Below are 24,486 nucleotides of genomic sequence, written 5' to 3'. Positions count from 1 at the left end.
GAGCAGAGATGATCGAGATTAAACACCTCAACCTCGCGTTTGGCGAAGGTGAGAAGCGCAATCAGGTGCTGGATGACGTGAACATTCACGTTAAGGAAGGGGAGGTTTACGGGCTGGTGGGCGAATCGGGTTCCGGCAAAACCACGGTGCTGAAATGCCTCGCCGGGCTATTTACCCACTGGGACGGCGAGCTGGCAATCAACGGCAAACCGCTGGAGAAACGCATCACCCAGGAACGCTGTCGTCGCGTGCAGATGGTGTTCCAGGACCCGTACGGCTCATTGCATCCGCGCCACACCATCGGGGACATTCTGGAAGAACCGCTGCAAATTCAGGGCATGAATGACCGGGATCGTCGCATCCACGGCTTGCTGGATAAAGTGGGGCTCAATCGGGCCTTTCGCGACCGCTATCCGCACCAGCTCTCAGGCGGCCAGCGCCAGCGCGTGGCGATTGCCCGCGCGTTGATTCTGGAACCGCAGGTGCTGCTGCTGGATGAACCGACGTCAGCGCTGGACGTGTCCGTGCAGGCTGAAATCCTGAACTTGCTGGCAGACTTGCAGCGCGAATCCAATCTCACTTATCTGATGGTGACGCACGATCTGGGGGTTATTGCGCATTTGTGCCAGAAAGTGGCCGTGATGCAGTACGGCAAAATTCTCGAGACCTTAACTGTGGATGAATTGGTGGCCGGTAACGCCAAAACCGACTATACCCGCATGCTGGTGAATGCCAGCCAGCAGTACAGTCGTGAGATGGCGCGCGAAGTGGCGGTGTATTAAAACGCTTTATTCCCCTGCGGGAGAATGCAATTTCGCGCGCAGGGCGAAAACATCAGCGCAAAAGCGGACAATCTGGCGGCAGTCGACAGTTCAGCGCTCGGGGCAACAGCGAAATACGGAAATGTTCCCCGCTCAGCGGCTCGCCGTCCAGATTAAACGTCATACCGTGTGGGGCGATAATTTCAAACCACTCGGACTGACCGTCGAGAATATTGGGGCTTTCTTCCGGATTGGTCAGCGTGGTGAACAGCGCAGGCAGTAATCCATCACTGGTAAAAATACGCAGCTGCAGCAAACCGTCGTTAATCAACGCGTCGGGACAAAGTTGCTGTCCGCCACCTGCTTGACGCCCGTTGCCGATGCCAATCACCAGCGCATCGCCCTGCCAGTGAAAATTCTCGCCGTTAATTTCACAGCGGTCGGGCTTCAGCATATCCATCCGCATCAGACCATGAATCAAATACGACACGCTGCCGAGCGCCGCTTTGAGTTTTTCCGGCGTTTCGCTGGTGATACGCGTGCCAAAACCGCCCGTCGCCATGTTTATAAAGCAGGTTTTATCATTAACCTGGGCAATATCCACCGCTGCGGCTTTACCCACAATCGCCAGTTGGAGCGCTTTATCCAGGCTTTCCGGGATCCCTGCGCTGGTGGCAAAATCATTGGCCGTTCCGAGCGGTAAAATCCCCATCGCCGGACGCTCCGCCGCATCTCGCTCGATAAGCGCGGTCGCGATTTCATTGATTGTGCCGTCGCCACCGCCTGCTATAACGGTCTCAACGCCCAACTGGCAGGCTTCTTCGATATAACGCGCAGCGTCGCCTTTTTCCCAGGTGACGCGAACGTGAATAATCACGCCGTTATCACGCAGCTCAGTAATTGCCTCGCGCAGCAGTTCGTTACCGGCACTTTTGCCGTTGAGGATCAGTAAACTTTCCGGATATGTCGCCATCCACGGTGCTCCCTATTTAGCTCTATCAAGAGTGTATCTCAGGGAAGGGAAAAGCGCGTAAGAACAGGATGAAAGGGACACAATATGTTCCTATTCGATTTGTGATGTTGATGACGTGACTGCTGGATTTGCGCCAGGCATTGATGTTGCTAAAATTCGCACTGTATGAATTAACGGGGAGCAGGTCACGAAGGCCGTCTGTTTGTTGTTTTTTTCGTTCGCTGGTGCAAAGGAGCGGTGAATACGTTTCCAGATCTGCCACGTAGCCAGGTACGGAATCTTCTCTCCACGACATTTTCCCTGTGCCCCAGAGACAGCGCTATTATGTGGTAATGTCGACGTCGAACCGATTCTGCTTTGAGGATTGCCCTATGACCGCCTTTTATCAACATACAGCCACCAGCCTTGGCGGCCAGATTATCTCTATGAACGACTACGCGGGTAAGGTGGTTCTGGTGGTTAATACCGCCAGCCGGTGTGGGTTCACGCCACAATATGGCGGCCTTGAAGCGCTTTACAATAAATACGCCGCCCAAGGTTTGGTGGTGCTTGGTTTCCCCTGCAACCAGTTCGGAAAACAAGAACCCGGCGGTGCCGACGAAATTGCGCAGACCTGTCACATTAACTACGGGGTAAGCTTCCCGATGTTCGAGAAAGTCGAGGTCAACGGAACCGCAGCGCATCCGGTGTTTCGTTATCTCAAAAGCGAGTTGCCCGGCGTACTGGGTGGGCGGATCAAGTGGAACTTCACGAAATTCCTGATTGGACGCGACGGTAAACCGCTCAAGCGTTTTGCACCGATCACCGCCCCGGAGAAAATGGAAGCCGCAATCCGTGATGCGCTTGGAGTTTAAGTATTCGTTGATTCGAACTTTTCGACTGTAGGGCGCTCGCGAAAAAGGCTGGCGGCTAAATGTCACCTTACATTCTCGAAATGCGTGTTTTGTTTGAAATAGTTTGCTGAAGGCAAAAAAATAAGCCTGCGTAAGGGCGTTTATACACCCTTACAGCAGGGGCTTTCAGCGGTGCAATGCGGGTTTGCGCGGCACAAAGGACCACTGAAAACCATTATAAATCACTCAAGTGTGGACACTGTGTGGACACTCTGAGCGTCAGTGCCACCGCGTAAAGGGTTGAGCGTTATCGCGTCCTGCAGGTATTCAGGGGCGAAGTGTGCATAGGTCATTGTCTGCTCAATCCTTGAATGCCCGAGAATCCGTTGAAGCGTGATAATACTGCCTCCGTTAATCATAAAGTGAGTAGCAAAGCTGTGACGCAATGCGTGTGTAGCCTGACCCGGTGGCAGGTCGGGTTTCAGCTCTTTCATCAGCCGTCTGAACGCTGGATAGTTAGCCTCGGTGAAAAGGAAACCACGCTTACCTTTTGTGATCATTGTTGCCAGCTCCTTAGATATCGGAACGGTTCGCGGCTTGTTGGTCTTTGTCTTAACAAACGTGACGCGATTTTGAATGATGTTTTCCGCTTTCAGTTTTGCTGCCTCGCTCCACCTCGCGCCGGTGCTAAGGCAAAGAATCGCGATTTTTTTATTATCCCCGTCTACTTTGGAAAGGAGCTCGGCGATCTCTTCTTGTGTGAGATATCCAGTTTCCGGTTTATCTTCCTTCAACCTTTTCAGGCCTCGGAAAGGATGCTCCCCGAAAAATAGCTCTGCATCTATCAATGCGGTAAACATCCCGCTAAGACAGGTCAAATCGCGATTTATACTCGATGGTTTGATACCTTGAGAACGCCGTACCGAGCTGTACTGGCTTATCAATGATTTTGTAATCTGAAAGGCACATGGGTCATTGGTTATCTTGATGAACAACTCAATCTTGCCCAAGTAATCTCGACCGTGAGTCTCATGCTTACCTTTCAACTCCCACCAGATTTTTGTCAGTTCTGACAGATGCCGCTTATCTGTCGGTTTTGCCAACCATTCTTTGTTGTGATGGTTGTACTGAGTATGCTTTTCGAAAGCGATAGCTTCGCTTTTCTTATCGAACTTTCTGCGGATGCGCTTTCCGTTGCGCCCTGCAGGTCTGACGTCCACTTCATATCGACCATCATCGAGCTTTTTAACAGACATAAAGCCTCCCGATGATGTTACTGCGTACTTCAATTTCCTGATTTACATAACAAAAACTCACCGTGCATTTACTGCACAAATAAGCGCCGTAAATGGTTAGCCAGTTTTCTGGTCTGAGTGGGGTGACGTTGTTGTCTGCTGCCCAAAGTGCGCGAGAGCCGGTGCAATTTGCCCAGCTTCAGGTGTTATTTGATCCGTCATAAACCACATGGTGTATTTGGTAAAACGCGGGTGTTGAAGGATTTTCATAATTTGTTCAACACCAGGTTTTTTATCGCCGGCTTCGTAACTACAAAATGAACCATAAACAATCCCAGTCAAGTCACTGAATTGCTTTCTGTTTAACCTCTCTGACTCTCTGATTAGCTTGATTTTTTCATGGATCTGTATTGACATAAAATCACCTATAGTTGAATATTGTCACCTATCGTAGATTTATCTATCTAGTGGGTGAATCTCCATTGAGCGCAATTAAACCCCATTAAGAGCAATTAATGGCACTAAAGGAGAATCGTAACAGATGAATAAACAGCTTGTAAGTGCGACAGATGCAGTCCCTTACCAAGAGTTCGCGAGACTCATTGGCAAGACCCCGACTGCGGTTCGGGGAATGATTGATAAAGGCAAGTTACCAATTATTAAAATGACTGATCCCCAATCAACTAGTGGAACCGTTGGTGAATACTGGATTTACCTTCCAGCCTGGAACAACGGAATGAAACTTGCCTATGAAAGCCGCCCAAAAGAGATTCGTGAAGGTTGGCTAATGTGGCTCGGATTGGGAGAGCCAGCATGAAAAATGAACCTCGTTGCATTGCTCAGTTACTCCGCAGGGAAAGCCCTAACCCCATGAACTTCACTATCACTCACGGGCGCGGCCGTAAGGGCATCATCATCCGCACACGTAAGCCTGGCGTTATTGAGACGCTTCGCCGCCTGGTCAAAAAAAGAGGGCTGTGGTTATGACCGTCATGACTCTTGATGTGATCCAGAAACAACCAGCGGCGCTTCGGGGTCTGGTCGGTAAGTACCTGGCTCTACCACGCTGGCAGGACACCTGTGATTTTTACAATCAAATGATGGAGCGCGAACGACTGACCGTTTGTTTTCACGCTCAATTAAAACAGCGCCACTCAGTCATGCGCTTAGAAGAAATGGACGAAGCAGATCGCGAGCGTCTTGTCTGTGCTCTGGATGAACTGAGATTCGCATTCAGTCGGTTTCGCCAGCATGGCTCGACTAAGGCAACCTTCATTAGCCGTCTTACGGTTAGTCAAAGACGTTCTCTTTTCCGCCATGCAGGTCTTACGGATCAGGAGTTCAGTATGCCGCACTGGCGATTGAACGAAGAGGACTGCTACTGGCGCGACAAACTATTCCGCGCTTTGCGAGAGCTGTTTAGCCTTTTCGAGTACGCGCCAACCATTTTAACCGCGGTAAAACCTGAGCAGTATTTACATTAATTAATCTGGATTCGTTTTATTACGCGCCTTACAGCGTGGGGACTCCTTTTGTCTGGAGATAGGCAAATGCAAAAACAAAATACAGCGCAGCGGGGCATGTATTCGGTACTTCTGGCGCAGGCAGTAAGCGAAGCACAACGCGACACAGCGACCCGTTTCTCTTCTCAGTTCGACGGTCTTATCGCGCACATCAGTAAGTCAGAACTAAACCGCACCGAGATTATCGAGTTATTAGGTCAGGAGTCGGAAAAGTTACACAAATCGATTTTCGGAAGAGCGGATTAACAACTTTTAACAGGAAGTAAAAATGAGCATACGCATCGAGATAAATAACCAGTACGTCATTACTAGCGACCGCTATCAATTTATTTTGCAGGAAAAGAAAACCGCTACATCCGGCAAGAATGAAGGTAAGGAATGGCTGGATGTAGTGGGTTACTACCCGACAATTTCTAAGCTCGTTTCCGGTCTTGTCTTGCATGACCTTTTAACGGGAGACGCCACTCGTTTCTCGGCGCTTGAAACTCAGATTGAGCGCGTAGCGAAGCAATGTCTGGATGCCTTCACTTCAAATGGCCGCTGAACCTCGGGGGCGTATTGCCCCCTCGCCACCGCCTCCTTTCTCGAAGCACACCGATGATACATTCGTCGGTGCTTATCCCTGGAATGCTCCACGCTCTGCAATTGGCCGTGACAGACCCCTTACACGTGGCGAATTCCGTCAGGTGCAAGGTGTTTTAGGTAAAGTTAATCGCCTGCCATACGTCTTAAAAACGTTGTTCAACTCTCGGTATGACTTTATCCGTCGTACTAAAAGCCCACTTCATGGTTTCTATTTCCTTAAGAACACCGTTGAGCAAAGGGTGGGGCCGCGTCTTGAGCGGGTCAATCAGCTTAACGGAATGAACGAGACCGCCTCGCTACTCTTCATGAGCGAGCGCGAAAGCTATTCGCGTTTACCTGGTATGAGTGACAAGGCGCTCAAAAAGTTTGCTGCCCGTATCGCTTCGCAGCTCTATGTTGCTTATGAGGAATTAAGCGACGCTTGGGCAGATGCTCACGGCGGTAAAGAGACTCTTTTCACCGATGAGGCGCAGGCGCATTTATATGCTCACGTTGCCGGTGCAGCGCGTGCATTCAATATCACCCCGATGTTCTGGAAAAAATACCGCAAAGGGCAGATCACGATTCGCCAGGCATTTTCCGCTATTGCTCGTCTGATTAACGATGAATGGTGGATTAACCAGTTTAAGGCGCAGCGTATGCGCTGGCACGAAGCATTGCTGATTGCAGCCGGTGAGGTAAATAAAGACCGTTCTCCATACGCCAGCAGAACGGCGATCCGCGACGTGCATTCTCGCCGCCTGGCTAACCTCGAATACCTCAAATCGTGCGAGCTGGAAAACAAAGTTACCGGTGAGCGCATCGATCTCATCAGCAAAGTCATGGGAAGTATTTCAAACCCTGAAATCCGTCGTATGGAACTGATGAACACTATTGCTGGCATTGAACGCTATGCGGCCGGTCAGGGTGACGTTGGGATGTTTATCACTATCACCACGCCGTCGAAGTATCACCCGACGCGTCAGGTAGGAAAGGGCGATAAAAAGACAGTGCAACTTAATCACAGCTGGAATGAAACCGCCTTTACGCCGAAGGATGGACAGCGGTATTTGTGCCGTATCTGGAGCCTGATGCGTACAGCTTTTAAAGATAACGATTTGCAGGTCTACGGGATGCGCGTTGTCGAGCCGCATCATGACGGAACGCCGCACTGGCACATGATGCTTTTTTGCAAACCAGAGCAACGCAAACACATCACCGAAATCATGCGCCGGTATGCCTTAAAAGAAGACGGCGATGAAAAGGGTGCTGCAGCACAGCGCTTTGAAGCGAAGCACCTCAATCAAGGTGGCGCAGCCGGTTACATCGCAAAGTACATTGCGAAGAACATCGATGGTTACGCGCTCGATGGTCAGGTCGATCACGACACAGGCAAGCCTCTCACTGATACCGCCGCAGCTGTAACCGCATGGGCGTCAACGTGGCGTATCCCGCAATTCAAATCAATTGGCCTGCCGACGATGGGCGCATATCGCGAGCTGCGCAAACTGCCTCGCGGGGTGAGCATTACTGATGAATTTGATGAGCGCGTCGAAGCGGCCAGAGCTGCAGCTGATGAAGGTGAATTTGACCTGTATATCGCAGCGCAGGGCGGGGCGAATGTTCCACGCGATAGCCAGACCGTCCGTGTGGCTCGTAACGTAACTGACGAGGTCAACGCCTACGAAGAGGATATAGAGAGAGTCGTGGGTATCTACGCGCCGCACTTAGGCTCTGAGCTGGTACATGTTACCCGGACAGCCGAATGGCGCATCGTTCCAAAGCTTTTGGCCGTTGAGCCTTTGACTTTAAAAAGCGGCATTGCCGCGCCTCGGAGTCCTGTCAATAACTGTGGAAAGCTTACAGGCGTTGGTGATCCAGTTATGACACTTACACCGTCTGAGCATGCTGTAGCGGTGCTGAATGTGATTGAGAGTGGCGTTATCGGATGGTGTGATGCTGATTTAGGGGTGCATTAAGGAATTGAACTCAGAAGCGTAATCGACAACAAAAACATATCCCTCGCATTACGCTTTGAGCTTGCTACGCAAGGCATTACACCGCAGTGGTGGCAAAGTGGTTTATGGCGAAAAGGATTATTATATCCGACAGTAAATGATCGGAGGGGCGCGGATGTAACTCTCTGAATTTTATGTGATGCACTTGTGTAGTCATGTTGTTTTGTGAACTCCATCCAATGTAGTTAATGTTTACGGCTTCAAATGTTGTAAATGCCTAAAATGTGGTTTAGAGTGTTCTCATGCCAACGACTAGGAGTATCTCCAGTCATAAATGTTGGCCTCTACAGGCCTTTATATAGTGTTGCTCTTGTACTGCCTTCTCTTTCATATGTATAAGAGAAGGTATGTACAAGAAGTAAGGTCTGTGAAAGATAGGAGGTCTAGGGTGAGAAATAAGAATTAGAGAGTTCATCTTGGAATCCATTCAACTCAAAAAAAAGCCCAGCCAACAATGAAACCCCTTAGTCTCGAAAAAGCCTTCAGTATTGCATTCTTTGATAAAGATTCTTTTGAAAATTTTCTCTTATTTGAGCCGGTTCAGCATGTTAAATTTAATTCGTTTGAGCAAAGGCTAATTGCTGAGCCTACCTCTAAGCTTAAAGAGTATCACAAATTCATTAATGAATTTATTCTTTCATATTTGAAAGTGAATAAAGAGGTCGTTTTTTCATACAGAAAAGGAAGTAGCACTTTTGATGCTGTCAAACTTCATTCAGCAAGCAGAGTCTTTTTTAATACTGACATTAAAGGTTTTTTCCCCTCAATTACCCGTGATTTTGCACGCTCAGTACTAATTAATAATTTATCTGTAGTACCCATCTTCGATTTAGAGACCCATCTTGATAAAATCTTGGATTACATAATTGTTGATGATTCTTTACCCGTCGGATTTCCTACCTCTCCGGCTTTAAGCAATGCATGCTTGTATGATTTCGATGTTGCTATGCAGAAATACTGTATTGATTATGACATTATCTATACTCGCTATTCAGATGATATAATTATTTCATCTGTTAGTGATGATGGGCTAAATGATATTTTTTCTGTAGTTAATGGTTTGTTAAATAAGTTTGGTAATGGGCATTTTAAGCTTAATGCTGCAAAAACAAAGCTGATAAGAAAAGGTAGTAAAATTAAATTGCTCGGGATGGTTATACTGCCATCTGAGGTCGTGTCTGTAGATATAAAAGTAAAAAGAAAGCTAGAGCATTTAATTCATTTTTATGTCAGGGATAAAAATAAATTTATAGACTCTGTTGTAAATGACCCTAAAATTAGGACTGATGGGTTAAACGAAAATGAGATTTTAGATAAAGGTGTTAATGCAGTTTCAGGGACTTTGAATCATATAAATACAATCGACAAGAGTTATCTGAATAAGCTGAAGAAGAAATACGGCAACACGATTATTGATATGCTATTCTATAAGAACGTAAATTAAAATGAAAATAAACATTGAAATTTCTAAAATCCAGCATGTTGAGCGTATGTGTTTTGCTATTGATCTTTCTGAATGCAAATTAACTTGCATTGTTGGGAAGAATGGCGCTGGGAAAACCACTTTAATTAAAGCAATCAAAAATTTACAGTCGTCGGATACATTCATCAAAACATCCTCAAGATATATTTTTAATCCTGAGAGTAGTATAAAATACAAGGTTAATGACGAAATCGTAATCTATAATTATGACGAAATATTGAGGGTTATTGATACTAAGCAGTTAATTCCTGAGGATATTAGAGCCAATCTATATGTCGAATTGCCTATTCCTCATGGAATGCGCTTTAATAACTTCCCTACGCTTAGTAAAATTGACACCGAGCTTAGAAAGAGTATTGCGTTTGAAAACTATGAAGAACCGGTAGATTTGATAAATATACTGAATAAAGTTTATCAATCAACATCTTATAATAATTTGAAATCATTCGCTGTAAAAAATGAAGTCTTTTATTTTAGGTTGAACAATAATGGCACGTATATTAGAGAGGACTATTTTAGTTCTGGTGAGTATTTTATTTTAAACCTCTTTAGAATGATTGAACTCAAGCGAAAATTCATTGTAATCGATGAGATTGATATATCGTTGGATTCATCCGCTCAAGTCCATCTAATTGCTGTCTTAAGAGAATACTGCCAAAGGCATTCGGTAAATATTGTTTTTACTACGCACTCCTTAGCATTGATGCAAACATTGAATGAAGATGAGTTGTTTTATATGTGTGAGGGTAATGCAGAGACAACAATTACGAATCGCTCTTATAATTATATCAAAAGTACATTGTTTGGATTTAAAGGCTGGGATAAGTACATTCTTACCGAAGATGAGGTTTTGCAAGCGTTTCTTGAGTACATTATAGATGTCTCTGGTAATGATTATTTTTATAAATATAAAATAATATACGTTGGTGGTGGGACTAATGTCATCGACTTGATGCGCCGTAATGAACGTGAATCTTTTCTGACCTCCCCGCAAGATGTAATTTCAGTGCTGGATGGTGACCAGCTTGGATTAAAACATGCCAGAGGAAATAACACGTTATGCATTCCATTTCAGAGCGTAGAGAAAGATTTTTTTCAGGCTTATGAGGCGGATCATTCTATTCCCAGAGTTACGATCAAAGGAACTGATAAACATGACAAGCAAGTCTATCGTGGTGTAGTTAAGACGTATAATAACGGTTGGGATGCGAATAAGGTTTTTGAATATTTAGAGCGCTTAAAGCCCCAACAGTGTGAAGACTTTAGACAGCAAATTAGAGCATTTCTGACAAGGGGTATTTAATAAAAATAATTCAATCTTCATTAACATGATGTCATGCATCCCTTGCTGCATGAAAGTGCATTTAATTATCTTGATGAATTGTCATAACTAGCGCTACGGCGGTAGTGCCTTGAAGCTCCTTATGCTCCTGCATTAAAAGCAACCCCTTAAGCGGGCAGGCGTGGCGGGGATAGCATTGCGCGCCAGATGTGATGTCAGCATTTAATTGTGTGCGCCTGCGAGCCTCCTGACGGCACTGCCGCTTCGCTGGCCTGTGACGGGGCCGACTGATAAATGCGTTGCGTGTGGCGCGTCTGAGGCGGTCTGTGATGATGCCGCCCGGAGGCGGCACTTTTGGCGGGTTTTATTCTGATTCGAGGCTGTAATCTTTAAAGCGGATCACCTCCATTCCGAGCCAGTCGTTTACCTCTTTGAAACGCTCCTGCAGTGGTGACAGCTCGTTACGCACAAACACCTTCGCCACCTTCTCGACATCACCCATTGAGCCGATGTTCTCGGGCTTGCCCCCCATCAGCTGGAAAGGCACGCGGTGCGCATCGAGCAGGTCAGCGGCGCTCACCTTTTTGATATTGAAAAAATCATCCTTCGTGGCGACTTCACTCAGTGGCACGATCTTAATGCCGTCCGGTTTCCCGTTGGGCGCATAGAAAAACAGGTTTTTAAAATTCCCGAGTCCTTTTGAATTACGCATCGCATCACGCAGCGATTCGACGTCGGTGCTGCTTTGCGCTGCGTCGGTTACGTACATGATGTAACCCGCGTGCGCGCCGTTCTGGTAATACTTGCGACGAAACAGCGTCGCCGACTCATTCAGCCAGGCGGAATTAAGTGCGCTCAGGTATTCCGGCATCCCGTAAAGCTCCTGATTAATATCGGGCTCAAGCAGGTGGAACACCGAGCCGGGCGCAAATTCGTGCGGGTGCGTGAAGCTCGAAACATACCAGTAAACGTCATCCTCGACGCCACGGCGGGTGTATTTGGCCGGGGAGGTTTCCAGCTTTAAAAGCTGGCCGGTGACGCTCATGCGCTTCTCAAGATAGCCGTTGGCAAAGACCAGATAATCGAGCACAAGGCGGCTGAAATCCTGACGGGACAACAACGGGTGCGGGATATAGGTGCTCGCCAGAATGTTACGTTTCACGTAAATCGGTGAGCTGTGATGCACGGCGGCGCGCAGGCTTTTCGCCAGCCCCGAGAAGTTGACCGGCGGCTCGTACCATTTCCCGTTATGAATACACTCGACATAATCGAGGATGTCACGCCTGTCCATCACGGCGGAGGGCTCACCAAAGGTGAACGCCTCCATTTTTTGCGGTGCGCTGGCGGTCGTGGTGGTCGGTTTAAATTTTGGTTTTGCCATCTTAATAAATTTCCAGAATAGAGTTTGAATGCATCCCGCTCCCGGCGGAAAGCGGTTCGTTTAGCAGGGCGTGCATGGTCGCCCACGCGATATCCGCGTGGCTGGCTTCCTCGCTGCGACTCGCTTCATAGGTTGAGCTGCGCCCGCTGCTGGTCATGGTTTTGCGGATAGCCATAAACGACTGCGTGATGTCGGTTGCACCGGCGTCGTATTCCAGACACCCGCGTCGGATGGTGTCTTTGGCTTTCAGCACCATCGCGGTCTTCATTTCAGGCGTGTAGCGGATGGCGCGCGCTGCCGGGAAGAACGAGCGCACGAGCTGGTAAACACCCTGGCCGATGCCGGTCGCATCGATGCCGATATAGTCGACAGTGTATTTCTCTGTCAGTGACCGGATGGCCTCGGCCTGCGCCGCAAAATCCATCCCTTTCCACTGGTGACGCTCAAGGATGCGGAACTTGCCCCCGGCAACCAGCGGCGGAGCCAGTACCGCGCAGCCTGCACTATCGCCGGTGTGTGACGGGTCGTAGCCAATCCAGACCGGACGCCAGTTAAACGGACGGTCGGCAAATTGTTCGAAGTCCTCCCATTCTTCCATCGCGTCGACCATGCAGCGCTGCAGCTCCTCGAACGGGAATACCGACGCCTTGTCGTCAACGAACTCGCACATAAACAGGTTGCGGAAATCGTCGGCACTGTTTTCCTGTCTAAGCTGGTCGAGGTTAAACAGGGTACAGCCCCCGGCGAGCGCGTCCTCGATGGTGACAATCTGCCGCCACTGACCATCCGGGCACAGCACGCCACCGGCAAGCGCCTTGTGGCTGATATCAATGTCGACCCGTTCGTCGCGGTTGCTGCGCCCCCGGTTAAACAGCTCGCCTGACCAGAACGGATAAGCGCCGTGTGCCAGCGTGGACGGGGTTGAGAAATAGGTGGTGCGCAGGTGCGACTGCGACGCCATGCCCGACGCCACTTTGCGCAGACGCTGAAAATTGGGTATCCAGAAAATTTCATCGACGTACAGGTCGCCGTTGTGGCTCTGCGCGGTGTTGGAGTTGGTCCCGAGGAAAATCAGCTCTGCGCCGTTGTTGCCGATGACAATCGGGTCGCCCGACAGGTCAACGTCGACCAGACGGGCAAAGGCGATGATGTATTTTCGGAACACGTAAGCCTGCGTTTTACTGGCTGACAAAAATATCTGGTTTTGCCCGGTTTTCAGCGCGCGCAAAAGTGCCTCGCGCGCAAAGTAAAACGTTGCGCCAATCTGGCGCGATTTGAGTATGTGGCGAATACGGTGCGCGATGCCTGCCTTATGCCAGTTGAGCTGATACTCAAACGACTGGTCGAGGAAAATATCTTCCAGCTTTTCGATAGCCTCGTCGCTGAAATAATTGCGTTTCGGCTTTTTGCGATCTCCCTTGTTGCGGTTTGCAATGTTGGGGTTTAAATCCACTTCATTTCCGGTCTGGCCGTAGCGATTCACGCGCGCGAGCCGCTCCATCTGACGCGACAGAAAATCAGCGACTTTAAAGTCATGCGGCGTCAGGTCGGGCTTTGCGTAGAGCTGAATCAGCCGCGCCTCTAATGTCGATTCGACACGATTAATCGGCGCGGTTTCTTCCCATCCGTCGCGCTGTTTCCAGCTCTGCACCGTCGGGCGTTTCACCTGCAGCATGTCGGCAATTTGTGGCACGGCGAAACCCTGCCAGTACAGGAGGCGAGCCTGTCGTCGTGGGTCATTCAGTAGTGATAAGTCAGTCGATATTGTCATTCTCACCTCGTTTTATTGGTACGAGGCAAGGCTAAGGAAAACGCGGAGCGTATTCGCTAAGCCCCTGTTGTGTCAGGGGTCGCACTTCTGCAAGCGGTGGCTGATGCGGGTCGGAGTCGGGAAACTAAGCCCGAACCGAAAAACCCAACATCAGGACACCTGAACAATGGCAAAGAAAGTAGTTTCTAAGTGGTTTCGCATCGGCGTCGAGGGTGACACCTGCGATGGCCGCGTGATTAACGGCGATGACATTCAGGACATGGCTGACACCTTTGACCCGCGTGTCTATGGCTGTCGCATCAATCTGGAACATATCAAAAGTCTCTGGCCTGACAGCCCGTTTAAGCGCTATGGCGATGTGACGGAAGTCAAAGCGGAAATCATCAGCGATGACTCTGCACTGAACGGCAAAAAAGCGCTGTTTGGCAAAATCGCCCCGCTCGACGAACTGGTGAGCATGGTGCGTACCGGTCAGAAGGTTTACACCTCGATGGAAATTCGCCCGAATTTCTCAAATAGCGGCAAGTGTTACCTGATTGGCCTCGCCGTCACCGATGACCCGGCAAGTCTCGGCACGGAATACCTCGAATTCTGCAGCCGTGCCACGCAGAACCCGCTCGCCGGTAAAAAAGACCAGCCTGACGATCTGTTTTCTGTTGCCACGCTGGCTGAGCTGGAATTTGAAGATGTCCCCGACACCGTGCTCAACAGCCTGACCGACAAGGTCAAGGCCATTTTCAGCCGCAAGCAGGTCAGCGACGACGCGCGTTTTGCTGATGTGCATGAGGCTGTGACGGAAGTCTCTGAACTGGTGCAGGTCAACCTCAGCGCGACTGACCAGCGCATCGCGGAGCTTGAGACCAACTTAGCGCAGTTTAAGCAGGACGTGACGCGCAAGGCAGACGAAAGCGCGCAGGCGTTTACTTCGCTAAAAAGCGCCCTCGATAACACAGAAAGCCATAGCCAGCCGCGCCGCGAGAAGTCGAAAGGCGGGACGGGCGACGAGCTGCTGACTAACTGCTGATAACGCGCCGGGCGCTGTACGGCCTGAAACCCCATTTTTAGAAAACAGGAATAACAATGCGTAAAGAAACCCGCTTTAAATTTAATGCCTACATGTCCCGCGTTGCGGAGCTGAACGGCGTTTCCACTGATGACGTGGCGAAGAAATTTACCGTCGAGCCGTCGGTCACGCAAACCCTGATGAACACCCTGCAGGTGTCATCCGCGTTTCTGACCAAAATCAACATTGTGCCGGTCGACGAGCTGAAAGGCGAAAAAGTCGGGGTGGGTGTCAACGGCACGATTGCGAGCACCGCTGATACTGCCGGGGATGATGAGCGCAAAACCGCCGATTTCACGGCGCTTGAATCCAACAAATACGAATGTGCGCAAATCAACTTTGATTTCCATATCCGTTACAAACAGCTCGACCTGTGGGCGCGATTCCAGGACTTCCAGACCCGTATCCGTGACGCGATTATCAAGCGACAGTCGCTCGATTTCATCATGGCCGGTTTCAACGGTATCGAGCGCGCGGAAACCTCCAACCGCAAAACGCATCCGATGCTGCAGGATGTGGCGGTGGGCTGGCTGCAGAAGTATCGCAATGAAGCACCGGCACGCGTCATGTCGAAAATCACTGATGCAAACGGCGATGTGGTTTCGGCGGTGATCCGCGTGGGTGAAAACGGCGATTATGCCAACCTCGACGCGCTGGTGATGGACGCCACCACCAACCTGATTGACGAGATTTATCAGGACGACCCGGAGCTCGTGGTCATCACCGGTCGCAAGCTGCTCGCGGATAAATATTTCCCGATCGTCAACAAGACGCAGCCAAACACCGAATCACTGGCCGCTGACATCATCATCAGCCAGAAGCGAATCGGCAACCTGCCAGCCGTGCGTGTGCCGTACTTCCCGGCGGATGCGCTGATGATTACGCGCCTCGATAACCTGTCGATTTACTTCATGGACGACGCGCACCGCCGCGCCATCATCGAGGAGCCGAAAAAAGACCGCGTCGAAAACTATGAATCGATGAACATCGATTATGTGGTTGAGGCGTATGCCGCCGGTTGCCTGATTGAAAATATCAAACTCGGTGAGTTTGCCGCGCCTGCTGACCAGAACGGCGGAGAGTAAGCCATGACGAGCCCCGCAGCGCTTCACATGATGCGGGTCTCGGCCTCTGAAACTGCACAGCGGGGTGCTGCTCCGCTGCGCAATGCAACTGCCTATGAGCAGATGCTCGTTAAGCTGGCCGCAGACTGTCGCACATTAAAACAAATCCGATCCAACGAGGGCAAGGCTGACAAAAAGCGCGAACTGCTGCCGTTTTATCTGCCGTGGGTGGCGGGTGTCCTTGCGAATGGCAAAGGGGCGCAGGATGACATTGTCATGACCGTTATGCTCTGGCGTCTCGATGCGGATGATATTGCCGGTGCGCTTGAGATTGCCCGTTACGCACTGACGTATGGCCTGACGATGCCTGTCGGCGGCCATCGTCGCACCACGCCGTATCTGCTGGCCGAAGAAGTTGCGCTTGCTGCGCAGCGCCTGCGCGATGCGAATCAGTCACCTGAGCTGGCGCTGCTGCTCGATACCCTCGCCCTGACTGAGCGTGCAGATATGCCCGATATCGTGCGCGCGAAGCTGCACAAAATCACCGGCTACCTGCTGCGCGACAAAGGTGAACTGCCCGAGGCACTGGCGCACCTGCAGCGTGCGATCCAGTTAGAGCGAACTATCGGCGTGAAAAAGGATATCGAACAGCTTGAGCGCCAGCTTAAACCGAAGCCCGAGCCCGCGCCCAAAACGACTAAACCACGCACGCGCAAACCTGCCGCTAAACCGGCGGCACGGCGCGGACGTCCTCCTAAAGCGGCAAAAGCCACAGGTTAACCGAACGCTCCCCGAGCCGGGCGGCACGCCGGTCAATGCGGGTATTGATTACCCTGTCTGCGACCGGCGTCCACCGCCCACCTATTTTCCGAGGTTGTCATGACGACACTGATTATTGAGCCCAAAACAACGCCGCAGGACGAGCCGGGCGTGGTGATACCGCCACCGGGCGTGAGCGAGCCGGTGATTAAAAATACGGGCTTTTTCCCTGATGTAGACCCGAAGCGCGTGCGCGAAGAAATGCGCCTTGAACAGACCGTTTCCCCTGTGCGCCTGCGCCGGGCAATTAAGACCGCTATCGCGGAAACCAATGCGGAGCTGCGCGACTGGCGCGACCGCCAGCTCGACGCCGGTCACGCCACGCTCGCGGATGTCCCGACCGACGAGCTCGACGGCGAGAGCGTGCGCTGCTTCCACTATTTCAACGCCGTATGCGCGATGACGACCGCCACTCTTTACGAGCGTTATCGCGGCGTGGATGCGACCAGCAAGGGCGACAAAAAGGCCGACAGTATCGACAGCACTATCGATGAAATGTGGCGGGATATGCGCTGGTCAGTGGCGCGCATTCAGGACAGGGCGCGCTGCATTGTGGGGCAAATCTGATGAAGGTCTATGCGATGCAGGGTGACACCCTCGACGCGATTTGTGCGCGCTATTACGGGCGCACCGAGGGCGTGGTCGAGACGGTGCTGCAGTCGAATCCGGGGCTGTCGGAGCTGGGCGTCATCCTGCCGCACGGCACGGCGATTGAATTGCTCGAAACCGACAGCGCCCCGAAAACCGAGACGGTGAATCTATGGGACTGAACATGGAAAAAATCACGACGTTTGTCGCCTACTGGCTGGCCATGGGGATGGCGTATTTCGGGGCGATGTCCCCCGAAAAGCTGGCGCTGTATGTCGGCGGTTGCTGCGCCATTTTTACCGCGCTGACGAATTACTGGTTTAAGCGCAAAACCTATCGCTATCTGATTTCACTCGGACTCGATAAGGGGGCTATTCGTGAACTCAATCATTAAAAAATGCAGTGTGGCCGCTGTGCTGGCGCTGGCGGCGCTGATGCCTGACTTTCGTCTGCTGAATACCTCGCCCGAGGGGCTGGCGTTACTCGCTGACCTCGAAGGATGTCGCCTGACACCTTACCAGTGTAGCGCGGGTGTGTGGACGTCAGGCATCGGCCACACTGCCGGTGTCGTTCCGAAAGGGGATATCACCGGGCGACAGGCGGCGGCGAACCTCGTCGCGGATGTGCTCAATACCGAGCAGCGACTCGCGGTCTGTGTGCCGGTGAAAATGCCGCCACGTGTCTATGACACGCTGGTGAGTTTTGCCTTCAACGTCGGAACTGGCGCGGCCTGTCGCTCGACGCTGGTCTCGTTTATCAAACGTCAGCAGTGGTGGCAGGCGTGCGACCAGCTTACACGCTGGGTGTTTGTGAACGGCGTCAGAAACAAAGGGCTGGAGAACCGCCGCGCGCGGGAATGGGCTTACTGCATGAAAGGAGTGCCTCAATGAAAGCGTTGTTATCTTCTCTGATTTTTAATGTCTTGATTGCCGTTCTGCTTGTACTGGGTTTTTACAATCCCGACAGTGTGGCCGTTAATTTTATAGCCATCTGGGCGCTATTTGGCTGTCTGGTTTGTATCGGAGGAAGTGTGCTGGCTGCTGTCAGCTATGAGGACTGGTTTGCGAGTCAGTCTGACCCTTACCGAACGCCAAAACACATGGCTATTTTTAGGTCTCTTATCGGAAAGCCCCGCCCACTATGGCGTCGATTTTGGTCTCTGATTCTTTCTGCTGGTACGGTTTTATGCCTGCTTACCGGGGGCAAGGTGTTTATCGCATTCACGTACTTACTTTGGCTGATCCTGTTCAACATGGTTCGTTGTTCGTACCGTCGGCGCATTAAGGAGGCTGGCTTGTGTCCAGAATCATTGTGATATTGCTTGCCGCCGGTCTGGCGCTGGCGTCGGTGCTCTGGCTGCGTCATGAGAACGGCAATTTACGTCGCTCATTCGACAGGGCGAATAAAGTCGCCACCGAACAAAAGACGACTATCGGGATGCTGAAAAATCAGCTTGCCGTGTCGCAACGTATCGCCAGGACGAATGAGACTGCGCAGGTCAGGCTCAGTGACGAACTGACCGCTGCCGGTGAGCAGGCGGTAAGGCGCGAACAAACTATCACGAGGTTGCTCAATGAAAACGAGGATTTACGCCGCTGGTATCGCGCTGATTTGCCTGATGCTGTGCGCCGGTTGCACACCCGCACCGCCTGCGCCTCCGCCGGTCACTGTTTACAACGCCTGCCCGAAAGTGAGCCTCTGCCCGATGCCGGGAAGCGAGCCGCTCAGTAACGGCGATTTAAGTGCCGATATCCGCAGGCTTGAGCATGCGCTCACGGCCTGCGCGTTAAAGGTCGAAACCATCAAAGACTGTCAGGATAAAACAGATGCAGAAAATGAAAAGCCTGCGCAAGGCGCTCACTGACGCCGTACCGCAGTTAAAAACCAATCCCGAAATGATGCGCATCTTTGCCGACGAGGGGAATATCGATGCGCGTCTCGCGGCCTCGCTGTCGCACGAAAAAATTTATACCCTGAATGTGATCGTGTGTGATTTTGTTGGCGACCCTGATTTGATTTTCGTGCCGGTGGTGGCATGGCTGCGTGAGAACCAGCCGGATATCTGCACCACGGATGAGGGGCGGAAAAAAGGCTATCGATTCCAGATGGATTTAAACGACGGTGACAACGTCGATATCAGTATCAGCCTGCAGCTCACCGAGCGCACGCTCGTCAGGGAGGATAACGGCGCGCTGCACGTCAGCTATGCGCCTGAGCCGCCCCTGCCCGAACCGGTGACGCCGCCAACCGAGCTTTATCTCTTTGGTAAACTCGTGAGCAAGTGGAATGAGTGAATTAAAGCCCTTTGACGATAAGCTGGCCGGATTGATTGGCGCACTGTCACCGTCAGGCCGTCGAAAGCTGGCCGGTGAAATTGCGAAGCAACTGCGCAGGTCGCAACAGCAAAGAATAAAACAACAAACTGCCCCGGATGGCACGCCGTATCAGGCGCGAAGGCGTCAGCCGCTCAGGGCAAAAAAAGGGCGTATTAAAAAGGCAATGTTTCAGAAGCTGCGAACCAGCCGCTACATGAAAGCCAGTGGCCGCAATGATACTGCTGTGGTGGAGTTTACCGGTAAGGTGCAACGTATCGTGCAGATCCATCAGTACGGACTTAAAGACAGGCCAACCCCTAATAGTCAGGATGTTCAGTATCCACAGCGTGAGTTGCTGGGATTTAGTCGTGCTGATAAAAAATATATTGATGAGCTGGTAATTGACTATCTAAGAAATAATTCTTTCCTTCATTAGTTGCGGATGGTAAGCATTCTCTTGGTTCTGTGGTGAGTGAATACTAAAGCTTGTATGTTTTTTAAAAGTGGTGCTAAGCTTAATTTACTTCATCTGAAGTAAATCGTTGGTACGCACCTTTTCTGATTTTTCAGAAGTCTGTCAATTTATTGATGGACTTTTTTTTAGTTTCCATGCTGGTCAGGGAGTAATTGCTAATTAAGGTTGGAAATGTAAACTAAGCCGATGTGACAAAAATATGAATTTTCCCTTTGGTATAAGCATGGCTGACACAAAACTTCCTTATTGTGATCATGCGGTCATGAAAAAACACATGCTTGTTAAAAAACTTGACTCCCATGAAACAATTTTCTATTTTCTAAATGTGGTGAATCCCCCTATGCGGCGGGTCGAACCAGACACCAGTGCGGTATGCTCGCGCTTCTTTGGTCTGGCAAAGAAGCACCGGGAGGCACCCGGCACCACGATTTAATTCCATTATCACATTTCGTTTTTCTCACGTTCCAATATTTACTCTTGTAATAATTATTCTGGATGGGTTTAATCTTTTTTAATAATTTTTAATAAAAAGAGCGGAGTGGGCGACATCACCGTCGTCCGCTAAAATTTTATTTCTTAATGTCTTATTTTGCAGCATTATTATTTCCTGATTAGCTTTATGGTTCAATCGAAATTTATTTAACTTATGGCATAGGTTGATTTATTTGGTTTTTTTAAATGCTGCCAGATTGTAGGGGGATGATTTACTTGTGTGGTTTCTAATATTTCAATTACTTAAAAATAAGAGGTGAGCAGCGAGGGTTCGAAAGTTTTTGATTTGGCACAGTATCAGTATGTTGTTTGATGTATCTGCAAACTGCATTTAATTGTCGTTGGTTATGTCAGGCGGCATTCTATCTCCATGAACACATTAAATTCACTTCAGGATATCGCTCGCGCGATCCGCAACCTTATCCGCACCGGTATCGTGACCGACGTCGACCCCGTCGAGGGGCTTTGTCGCGTCCAGACCGGCGGGATGCAAACCACCTGGCTTAACTGGCTGACTTCGCGCGCCGGTCGCTCGCGAGTGTGGTGGGCTCCGTCCGTTGGCGAGCAGGTGCTGATTCTGGCTATCGGTGGCGAGCTCGATACCGCCTTTGTGCTGCCCTCCATCTTCTCTGATGACCATCCTGCGCCGTCTGCCTCGCCGGATGCGCTTCACATCGCCTTTCCTGACGGGGCGGTTATGGAGTACGAGCCTGAAAGCGGGGCGCTCACCGTGTCCGGTATCAAAACCGCCGATGTCACCGCGTCGGATTCCATTACGGCAACCGTGCCGCTGGTACTGGTCAAAGCCTCGACCCGCATCACGCTCGATACCCCCGAAGTGGTCTGCACCAACAAGCTCATTACCGGCTCGCTCGAAGTGCAGAAGGGCGGGACGATGAAAGGGGATATCGAGCACACCGGCGGTAAATTTACCTCCAACGGCGTGCAGACGGATGACCACGACCACGGCGGCGTGAAGCGCGGCGATGACAGAACGGTGGACACTAAATGACGGTGCGTTATCTGGGTATGAACGGCCACACCGGGCTCGCGATTTCTGAGGTGGAGCACATCCGGCAAAGCGTGCGCGACATTCTGGTCACGCCGGTTGGCTCGCGCGTCATGCGCCGTGAATACGGCTCGCTGCTGTCTGCGCTGATTGACCAGCCGCAGACCCCGGCGCTGCGTCTGCAGATTATGGCCGCGTGTTACTCCGCTATCCAGAAGTGGGAGCCTCGCGTCACCCTGTCGACCATTACCTTTGAACGCGGGGAGGCTGACGGGGCGCTGTATGTCGATATGACCGGCACGCGTGCCACGTCCGGCCAGCCTTTTTCACTCACCATTCCACTGAGTTAAACATCATGCCTATTGTCGACCTGAACCAGCTCGCTGCGCCCGATGTGGTGGAGGAGCTGGATTATGAAACCATTCTGACCGAGCGCAAGGCGACACTCGTCTCGCTCTATCCAGAAGACCAGCAGGAGGCGGTCGCGCGCACCCTGACGCTCGAATCTGAGCCGATTGTGAAACTACTGCAGGAGAACGCTTACCGGGAGGTTATCTGGCGTCAGCGCGTCAATGAAGCGGCGCGCGCAGTGATGCTGGCGTATGCCGCCGGGGCTGACCTCGATGTGGTTGCCGCCAACAACAACACCCTGCGCCTGACGGTCATCCCGCAGGACGACACCACACTCCCGCCGACGTCGGCCGTGATGGAATCTGACGCCGATTTGCGCCTGCGTGCGCAGCAGGCGTTTGAGGGGCTGAGCGTGGCGGGTCCGGTCGGGGCGTATGAATATCATGGACGCAGCGCCGACGGGCGGGTCGCTGACGTGTCGGTCGAGAGTCCGACGCCTGCCTGTGTCACGATTTCTGTGCTGTCCCGCGAGGGTGACGGGACGGCCAGCGCTGACCTGCTGGCGGCGGTTGAAAAGGCGCTCAATGCCGAAACCGTGCGCCCGGTAGGCGACCGCGTGACCGTCCGGTCGGCTGAGATTGTGCCGTATGAGATTGACGCGACGCTTTACGTTTACCCCGGCCCCGAATCGGAGCCTGTCCGACAGGCTGCAGAGCAGAAACTCAAAAGCTATATCAGCGCGCAGCACCGCCTCGGGCGTGATATCCGCCTGTCTGCCATTTATGCCGCGCTGCATGTTGAGGGGGTGCAGCGTGTCGGGCTTGATTCCCCGCTGGCCGACATCGTGCTGACCCCGTCGCAGGCATCGAACTGCACCGGCTACCAGATAACTGTCGGGGGCTCGGATGACTGACCGGCTGTTACCCGCTGGCTCGTCGACGCTTGAGGTCGCCGCCGCTGCTGCGCTGGCTGAGATTCAGCGCGTGCCGGTGTCGCTGCGCACCCTGTGGAACTGGCGAACCTGTCCGGTGAATCTGCTGCCGTATCTGGCGTGGGCGCTGTCGGTCGACCGCTGGGATGAGACGTGGCCGGAGGCAACTAAACGCAGCGTCATCGCCTCCTCGTTTTTCGTCCATCAGCACAAAGGCACGATTAGCGCCCTGCGTCGGGTGGTGGAGCCACTTGGTTTTCTGATTGAGGTGCGGGAGTGGTGGCAGCTCAACGAGGAGCCTGGCACATTCCGGCTCGTTGTCGGCGTACTCGACAACGGTATCACGGATGAAATGTATCAGGAGCTCGAACGCCTGATTCACGATGCGAAACCAGCAAGTCGCCACCTGACCGGGCTCGCTATCTGCCTGAGTACCGCCGGAGAGCTGTATATCGGCGCGGGGTGCTATCACGGTGACGCGCTGACCGTTTACCCCTACACCCCCGAGGAGATTGTCGTCGGTGGTGAATATTTCCCGGCCTCGGCCATCCATTTAATCGACAACCTGAGAGTGAACGCATGACAGCGAAATATTTCGCCATTCTGACGAATCAGGGCGCGGCAAAACTGGCGAATGCGACCGCGCTCGGCACAAAACTCAACCTGACACAATTAGCGGTCGGGGACGGTAACGGCATCCTGCCGACGCCAGACGCGGCACAGACGAAGCTGATTAACCAAAAGCGCATCGCGCCGTTAAACATGCTGAGCGTTGATCCGAACAACTCAAGCCAGATTATCGCGGAGCAAATTATTCCCGAGAATGAGGGCGGTTTCTGGATTCGTGAAATTGGTCTTTACGACGATGACGGTGTGCTCATTGCCGTGGCGAACTGTCCCGAGACCTACAAGCCGCAACTGCAGGAGGGGAGCGGCCGCACTCAGACCATTCGCATGATTCTGATTGTGTCAGCCACGTCTGCGATCACCCTGAAAATTGACCCGTCGGTGGTGCTGGCAACTCGTAAATACGTTGATGACGCTGTTATCGAGGTGAAGGGCTACGCTGACAAGCTCTTGAAAAATCATGAGGCAAAAGCTAACCCTCATAACCAGTATCCACTTATCGAGAATGCGCTCAAAGAAATGGCTGATGCCGGTCTTATCGCAAAGGTTCTCGAAAACCTTGGTTTGAAAGAAGCGGCAACGCGTACGGTTGGAACTGGTCAGGGACAGATTCCCGATATGTCAGCATTCACATCCGGCGCTGGATGGGTGCGCTTTCCCGATGGGACTACAATCCAGCGCGGAACAGCAGGTTTTGCGACGGGTGTGAATAATCAGTACGTCACCCTACCTCGTGCTTTTTCCTCTGCAGATTTCAGGGTTGCTACTGTCTGGAATGATGTCGGGGTTTCGCAGGGAGGTGCGGGAGCTCAGGCTCCCGCAGATATTGGACTCGGGACGGGCTCAAAAACGACCACGCGCTTTGGGTTGTGGCAGGGCGGAGCCGGTGGATTTAACGTGGACTGGATTGCAGTTGGGGTATCGTAAT

32 protein-coding genes are annotated in these 24,486 nt (G+C 51.6%); 27 read left to right on the top strand and 5 right to left on the bottom strand.

What is annotated here, in order from left to right; all coding sequences use genetic code 11:
* Window positions 1-8: 8 nt before the first annotated feature.
* Complete coding sequence (locus AC07RN_RS08475; protein ID WP_478336119.1) at window positions 9-782, top strand: ABC transporter ATP-binding protein; 774 nt, start codon at window positions 9-11, stop codon at window positions 780-782.
* Between the two features lie 52 nt (window positions 783-834).
* Here AC07RN_RS08475 and yegS read toward each other — a convergent pair whose 3' ends face one another.
* Window positions 835-1,734 (bottom strand): lipid kinase YegS, encoded by a 900-nt coding sequence (yegS, locus tag AC07RN_RS08470; RefSeq protein WP_478336118.1) that lies wholly within the window; start codon window positions 1,732-1,734, stop codon window positions 835-837.
* Between the two features lie 371 nt (window positions 1,735-2,105).
* Between yegS and AC07RN_RS08465 the strand changes: the two genes are divergently transcribed.
* Window positions 2,106-2,588 carry a glutathione peroxidase gene (locus tag AC07RN_RS08465; protein WP_235133681.1) on the top strand — a complete coding sequence of 161 codons (483 nt, stop codon included), beginning with the start codon at window positions 2,106-2,108 and terminating at the stop codon, window positions 2,586-2,588.
* Window positions 2,589-2,809: 221 nt separating this feature from the next.
* On the opposite strand, the gene AC07RN_RS08460 is transcribed toward AC07RN_RS08465, so the two are convergent.
* Window positions 2,810-3,823 carry a phage integrase gene (locus AC07RN_RS08460; protein WP_478336117.1) on the bottom strand — a complete coding sequence of 338 codons (1,014 nt, stop codon included), beginning with the start codon at window positions 3,821-3,823 and terminating at the stop codon, window positions 2,810-2,812.
* A 96-nt stretch (window positions 3,824-3,919) separates the two neighbouring features.
* Window positions 3,920-4,219 carry a helix-turn-helix domain-containing protein gene (locus AC07RN_RS08455; protein ID WP_133629825.1) on the bottom strand — a complete coding sequence of 100 codons (300 nt, stop codon included), beginning with the start codon at window positions 4,217-4,219 and terminating at the stop codon, window positions 3,920-3,922.
* Between the two features lie 124 nt (window positions 4,220-4,343).
* Here AC07RN_RS08455 and AC07RN_RS08450 point away from each other — a divergent pair, with 124 nt between their 5' ends.
* The 7 genes from AC07RN_RS08450 (at window position 4,344) to AC07RN_RS08420 (ending at window position 10,693) form a co-directional block, all read left to right on the top strand.
* Window positions 4,344-4,619 (top strand): regulatory phage cox family protein, encoded by a 276-nt coding sequence (locus AC07RN_RS08450; RefSeq protein ID WP_478336116.1) that lies wholly within the window; start codon window positions 4,344-4,346, stop codon window positions 4,617-4,619.
* A gap of 166 nt (window positions 4,620-4,785) precedes the next feature.
* A complete protein-coding gene (locus AC07RN_RS08445; protein WP_478336115.1) occupies window positions 4,786-5,286 on the top strand; it encodes a replication protein B in 501 nt (166 codons plus the stop codon).
* Between the two features lie 66 nt (window positions 5,287-5,352).
* Complete coding sequence (locus AC07RN_RS08440) at window positions 5,353-5,571, top strand: DUF2732 family protein (RefSeq protein WP_478336114.1); 219 nt, start codon at window positions 5,353-5,355, stop codon at window positions 5,569-5,571.
* A gap of 22 nt (window positions 5,572-5,593) precedes the next feature.
* Entirely contained in the window at window positions 5,594-5,869 is a 276-nt protein-coding gene (locus AC07RN_RS08435; RefSeq protein ID WP_103949577.1) for a DUF5405 family protein, read from the top strand.
* Entirely contained in the window at window positions 5,859-7,868 is a 2,010-nt protein-coding gene (locus AC07RN_RS08430; protein ID WP_478336288.1) for a replication endonuclease, read from the top strand. Before AC07RN_RS08435 ends, AC07RN_RS08430 begins: the two co-directional genes overlap by 11 nt.
* A 493-nt stretch (window positions 7,869-8,361) precedes the next feature.
* Window positions 8,362-9,351: a reverse transcriptase family protein gene (locus tag AC07RN_RS08425; protein WP_478336113.1), complete on the top strand. Its 990-nt coding sequence runs from the start codon at window positions 8,362-8,364 to the stop codon at window positions 9,349-9,351.
* Between the two features lies 1 nt (window position 9,352).
* Entirely contained in the window at window positions 9,353-10,693 is a 1,341-nt protein-coding gene (locus AC07RN_RS08420; RefSeq protein ID WP_478336112.1) for an AAA family ATPase, read from the top strand.
* A 343-nt stretch (window positions 10,694-11,036) separates the two neighbouring features.
* Here the strand turns inward: AC07RN_RS08420 and AC07RN_RS08415 are convergent, their stop codons facing one another.
* Together AC07RN_RS08415 and AC07RN_RS08410 are read right to left on the bottom strand one after the other, a co-directional pair.
* Window positions 11,037-12,053 (bottom strand): phage portal protein, encoded by a 1,017-nt coding sequence (locus AC07RN_RS08415; protein WP_478336111.1) that lies wholly within the window; start codon window positions 12,051-12,053, stop codon window positions 11,037-11,039.
* A 1-nt stretch (window position 12,054) separates the two neighbouring features.
* On the bottom strand, window positions 12,055-13,824 hold the full coding sequence (locus tag AC07RN_RS08410) for a terminase ATPase subunit family protein (RefSeq protein ID WP_478336110.1): 1,770 nt from the start codon (window positions 13,822-13,824) through the stop codon (window positions 12,055-12,057).
* A 166-nt stretch (window positions 13,825-13,990) separates the two neighbouring features.
* On the opposite strand from AC07RN_RS08410, the gene AC07RN_RS08405 reads away from it, so the two are divergent.
* The 18 genes from AC07RN_RS08405 to AC07RN_RS08320 all read left to right on the top strand — a co-directional run bounded on the left by AC07RN_RS08405 (window position 13,991) and on the right by AC07RN_RS08320 (window position 24,485).
* Window positions 13,991-14,848, top strand: coding sequence for a GPO family capsid scaffolding protein (locus tag AC07RN_RS08405; RefSeq protein ID WP_478336109.1), 858 nt, complete (start codon window positions 13,991-13,993; stop codon window positions 14,846-14,848).
* 56 nt (window positions 14,849-14,904) lie between these two features.
* Entirely contained in the window at window positions 14,905-15,972 is a 1,068-nt protein-coding gene (locus AC07RN_RS08400) for a phage major capsid protein, P2 family (protein ID WP_478336108.1), read from the top strand.
* Between the two features lie 3 nt (window positions 15,973-15,975).
* Window positions 15,976-16,731 carry a phage terminase small subunit gene (locus AC07RN_RS08395; RefSeq protein WP_478336107.1) on the top strand — a complete coding sequence of 252 codons (756 nt, stop codon included), beginning with the start codon at window positions 15,976-15,978 and terminating at the stop codon, window positions 16,729-16,731.
* A 99-nt stretch (window positions 16,732-16,830) separates the two neighbouring features.
* On the top strand, window positions 16,831-17,337 hold the full coding sequence (locus AC07RN_RS08390; protein ID WP_478336106.1) for a head completion/stabilization protein: 507 nt from the start codon (window positions 16,831-16,833) through the stop codon (window positions 17,335-17,337).
* Window positions 17,337-17,540 carry a tail protein X gene (locus AC07RN_RS08385; RefSeq protein WP_478336105.1) on the top strand — a complete coding sequence of 68 codons (204 nt, stop codon included), beginning with the start codon at window positions 17,337-17,339 and terminating at the stop codon, window positions 17,538-17,540. The genes AC07RN_RS08390 and AC07RN_RS08385 overlap by 1 nt, the downstream gene beginning before the upstream one ends.
* The gene (locus AC07RN_RS08380; RefSeq protein WP_478336104.1) at window positions 17,531-17,752 is read left to right on the top strand and encodes a phage holin family protein; all 222 of its coding nucleotides are present in this window, start codon (window positions 17,531-17,533) and stop codon (window positions 17,750-17,752) included. Before AC07RN_RS08385 ends, AC07RN_RS08380 begins: the two co-directional genes overlap by 10 nt.
* Window positions 17,736-18,248: a lysozyme gene (locus AC07RN_RS08375; protein WP_478336103.1), complete on the top strand. Its 513-nt coding sequence runs from the start codon at window positions 17,736-17,738 to the stop codon at window positions 18,246-18,248. Before AC07RN_RS08380 ends, AC07RN_RS08375 begins: the two co-directional genes overlap by 17 nt.
* Entirely contained in the window at window positions 18,245-18,673 is a 429-nt protein-coding gene (locus tag AC07RN_RS08370) for a DNZ54_00345 family protein (RefSeq protein ID WP_478336102.1), read from the top strand. Before AC07RN_RS08375 ends, AC07RN_RS08370 begins: the two co-directional genes overlap by 4 nt.
* The gene (lysB, locus tag AC07RN_RS08365) at window positions 18,655-19,089 is read left to right on the top strand and encodes an Rz-like lysis system protein LysB (RefSeq protein WP_478336101.1); all 435 of its coding nucleotides are present in this window, start codon (window positions 18,655-18,657) and stop codon (window positions 19,087-19,089) included. The genes AC07RN_RS08370 and lysB overlap by 19 nt, the downstream gene beginning before the upstream one ends.
* Window positions 18,977-19,222, top strand: a complete 246-nt coding sequence (gene lysC / locus AC07RN_RS08360) for an Rz1-like lysis system protein LysC (RefSeq protein WP_478336100.1) — start codon at window positions 18,977-18,979, stop codon at window positions 19,220-19,222. The genes lysB and lysC overlap by 113 nt, the downstream gene beginning before the upstream one ends.
* On the top strand, window positions 19,185-19,652 hold the full coding sequence (locus AC07RN_RS08355; protein ID WP_478336099.1) for a phage tail protein: 468 nt from the start codon (window positions 19,185-19,187) through the stop codon (window positions 19,650-19,652). The genes lysC and AC07RN_RS08355 overlap by 38 nt, the downstream gene beginning before the upstream one ends.
* Window positions 19,645-20,109: a phage virion morphogenesis protein gene (locus AC07RN_RS08350; protein ID WP_478336098.1), complete on the top strand. Its 465-nt coding sequence runs from the start codon at window positions 19,645-19,647 to the stop codon at window positions 20,107-20,109. The genes AC07RN_RS08355 and AC07RN_RS08350 overlap by 8 nt, the downstream gene beginning before the upstream one ends.
* 262 nt (window positions 20,110-20,371) lie before the next feature.
* On the top strand, window positions 20,372-20,581 hold the full coding sequence (locus tag AC07RN_RS08345) for a hypothetical protein (RefSeq protein ID WP_478336097.1): 210 nt from the start codon (window positions 20,372-20,374) through the stop codon (window positions 20,579-20,581).
* A gap of 429 nt (window positions 20,582-21,010) precedes the next feature.
* Window positions 21,011-21,652 (top strand): phage baseplate assembly protein V, encoded by a 642-nt coding sequence (locus AC07RN_RS08340; protein WP_133629837.1) that lies wholly within the window; start codon window positions 21,011-21,013, stop codon window positions 21,650-21,652.
* Complete coding sequence (locus AC07RN_RS08335) at window positions 21,649-21,999, top strand: GPW/gp25 family protein (RefSeq protein WP_015960473.1); 351 nt, start codon at window positions 21,649-21,651, stop codon at window positions 21,997-21,999. Before AC07RN_RS08340 ends, AC07RN_RS08335 begins: the two co-directional genes overlap by 4 nt.
* A 5-nt stretch (window positions 22,000-22,004) precedes the next feature.
* Window positions 22,005-22,913: a baseplate assembly protein gene (locus AC07RN_RS08330; RefSeq protein WP_478336096.1), complete on the top strand. Its 909-nt coding sequence runs from the start codon at window positions 22,005-22,007 to the stop codon at window positions 22,911-22,913.
* Entirely contained in the window at window positions 22,906-23,514 is a 609-nt protein-coding gene (locus AC07RN_RS08325; RefSeq protein ID WP_478336095.1) for a phage tail protein I, read from the top strand. Before AC07RN_RS08330 ends, AC07RN_RS08325 begins: the two co-directional genes overlap by 8 nt.
* Window positions 23,511-24,485, top strand: a complete 975-nt coding sequence (locus AC07RN_RS08320; RefSeq protein WP_478336094.1) for a phage tail protein — start codon at window positions 23,511-23,513, stop codon at window positions 24,483-24,485. The genes AC07RN_RS08325 and AC07RN_RS08320 overlap by 4 nt, the downstream gene beginning before the upstream one ends.
* The last annotated feature ends 1 nt before the right edge of the window (window position 24,486 follow it).

This window comes from Lelliottia sp. GFLA7 (assembly GCF_056490165.1).
Note: the sequence above shows the minus strand (reverse complement) of the source record. Positions and strands in the feature narration are given on the sequence as shown.

Excerpts from the sequence above, each read along its gene's own strand:
- AC07RN_RS08395 (WP_478336107.1), top strand. The coding sequence starts at position 15,976 with ATGACGAGCCCCGCAGCGCTTCACATGATGCGGGTCTCGGCCTCTGAA.
- AC07RN_RS08420 (WP_478336112.1), top strand. The coding sequence starts at position 9,353 with ATGAAAATAAACATTGAAATTTCTAAAATCCAGCATGTTGAGCGTATG.
- AC07RN_RS08335 (WP_015960473.1), top strand. The coding sequence starts at position 21,649 with ATGACGGTGCGTTATCTGGGTATGAACGGCCACACCGGGCTCGCGATT.
- AC07RN_RS08460 (WP_478336117.1), bottom strand. The coding sequence starts at position 3,823 with ATGTCTGTTAAAAAGCTCGATGATGGTCGATATGAAGTGGACGTCAGA.
- AC07RN_RS08425 (WP_478336113.1), top strand. The coding sequence starts at position 8,362 with ATGAAACCCCTTAGTCTCGAAAAAGCCTTCAGTATTGCATTCTTTGAT.
- AC07RN_RS08435 (WP_103949577.1), top strand. The coding sequence starts at position 5,594 with ATGAGCATACGCATCGAGATAAATAACCAGTACGTCATTACTAGCGAC.
- AC07RN_RS08350 (WP_478336098.1), top strand. The coding sequence starts at position 19,645 with ATGAGTGAATTAAAGCCCTTTGACGATAAGCTGGCCGGATTGATTGGC.
- AC07RN_RS08330 (WP_478336096.1), top strand. The coding sequence starts at position 22,005 with ATGCCTATTGTCGACCTGAACCAGCTCGCTGCGCCCGATGTGGTGGAG.
- AC07RN_RS08385 (WP_478336105.1), top strand. The coding sequence starts at position 17,337 with ATGAAGGTCTATGCGATGCAGGGTGACACCCTCGACGCGATTTGTGCG.
- AC07RN_RS08455 (WP_133629825.1), bottom strand. The coding sequence starts at position 4,219 with ATGTCAATACAGATCCATGAAAAAATCAAGCTAATCAGAGAGTCAGAG.
- AC07RN_RS08390 (WP_478336106.1), top strand. The coding sequence starts at position 16,831 with ATGACGACACTGATTATTGAGCCCAAAACAACGCCGCAGGACGAGCCG.
- AC07RN_RS08410 (WP_478336110.1), bottom strand. The coding sequence starts at position 13,824 with ATGACAATATCGACTGACTTATCACTACTGAATGACCCACGACGACAG.
- AC07RN_RS08325 (WP_478336095.1), top strand. The coding sequence starts at position 22,906 with ATGACTGACCGGCTGTTACCCGCTGGCTCGTCGACGCTTGAGGTCGCC.
- AC07RN_RS08320 (WP_478336094.1), top strand. The coding sequence starts at position 23,511 with ATGACAGCGAAATATTTCGCCATTCTGACGAATCAGGGCGCGGCAAAA.
- AC07RN_RS08430 (WP_478336288.1), top strand. The coding sequence starts at position 5,859 with ATGGCCGCTGAACCTCGGGGGCGTATTGCCCCCTCGCCACCGCCTCCT.
- AC07RN_RS08355 (WP_478336099.1), top strand. The coding sequence starts at position 19,185 with ATGCAGAAAATGAAAAGCCTGCGCAAGGCGCTCACTGACGCCGTACCG.
- AC07RN_RS08340 (WP_133629837.1), top strand. The coding sequence starts at position 21,011 with ATGAACACATTAAATTCACTTCAGGATATCGCTCGCGCGATCCGCAAC.
- AC07RN_RS08440 (WP_478336114.1), top strand. The coding sequence starts at position 5,353 with ATGCAAAAACAAAATACAGCGCAGCGGGGCATGTATTCGGTACTTCTG.
- lysC (WP_478336100.1), top strand. The coding sequence starts at position 18,977 with ATGCTGTGCGCCGGTTGCACACCCGCACCGCCTGCGCCTCCGCCGGTC.
- AC07RN_RS08415 (WP_478336111.1), bottom strand. The coding sequence starts at position 12,053 with ATGGCAAAACCAAAATTTAAACCGACCACCACGACCGCCAGCGCACCG.
- AC07RN_RS08475 (WP_478336119.1), top strand. The coding sequence starts at position 9 with ATGATCGAGATTAAACACCTCAACCTCGCGTTTGGCGAAGGTGAGAAG.
- yegS (WP_478336118.1), bottom strand. The coding sequence starts at position 1,734 with ATGGCGACATATCCGGAAAGTTTACTGATCCTCAACGGCAAAAGTGCC.
- AC07RN_RS08345 (WP_478336097.1), top strand. The coding sequence starts at position 20,372 with ATGGCTGACACAAAACTTCCTTATTGTGATCATGCGGTCATGAAAAAA.
- AC07RN_RS08370 (WP_478336102.1), top strand. The coding sequence starts at position 18,245 with ATGAAAGCGTTGTTATCTTCTCTGATTTTTAATGTCTTGATTGCCGTT.
- AC07RN_RS08400 (WP_478336108.1), top strand. The coding sequence starts at position 14,905 with ATGCGTAAAGAAACCCGCTTTAAATTTAATGCCTACATGTCCCGCGTT.
- AC07RN_RS08405 (WP_478336109.1), top strand. The coding sequence starts at position 13,991 with ATGGCAAAGAAAGTAGTTTCTAAGTGGTTTCGCATCGGCGTCGAGGGT.
- AC07RN_RS08445 (WP_478336115.1), top strand. The coding sequence starts at position 4,786 with ATGACCGTCATGACTCTTGATGTGATCCAGAAACAACCAGCGGCGCTT.
- AC07RN_RS08465 (WP_235133681.1), top strand. The coding sequence starts at position 2,106 with ATGACCGCCTTTTATCAACATACAGCCACCAGCCTTGGCGGCCAGATT.
- AC07RN_RS08380 (WP_478336104.1), top strand. The coding sequence starts at position 17,531 with ATGGGACTGAACATGGAAAAAATCACGACGTTTGTCGCCTACTGGCTG.
- AC07RN_RS08450 (WP_478336116.1), top strand. The coding sequence starts at position 4,344 with ATGAATAAACAGCTTGTAAGTGCGACAGATGCAGTCCCTTACCAAGAG.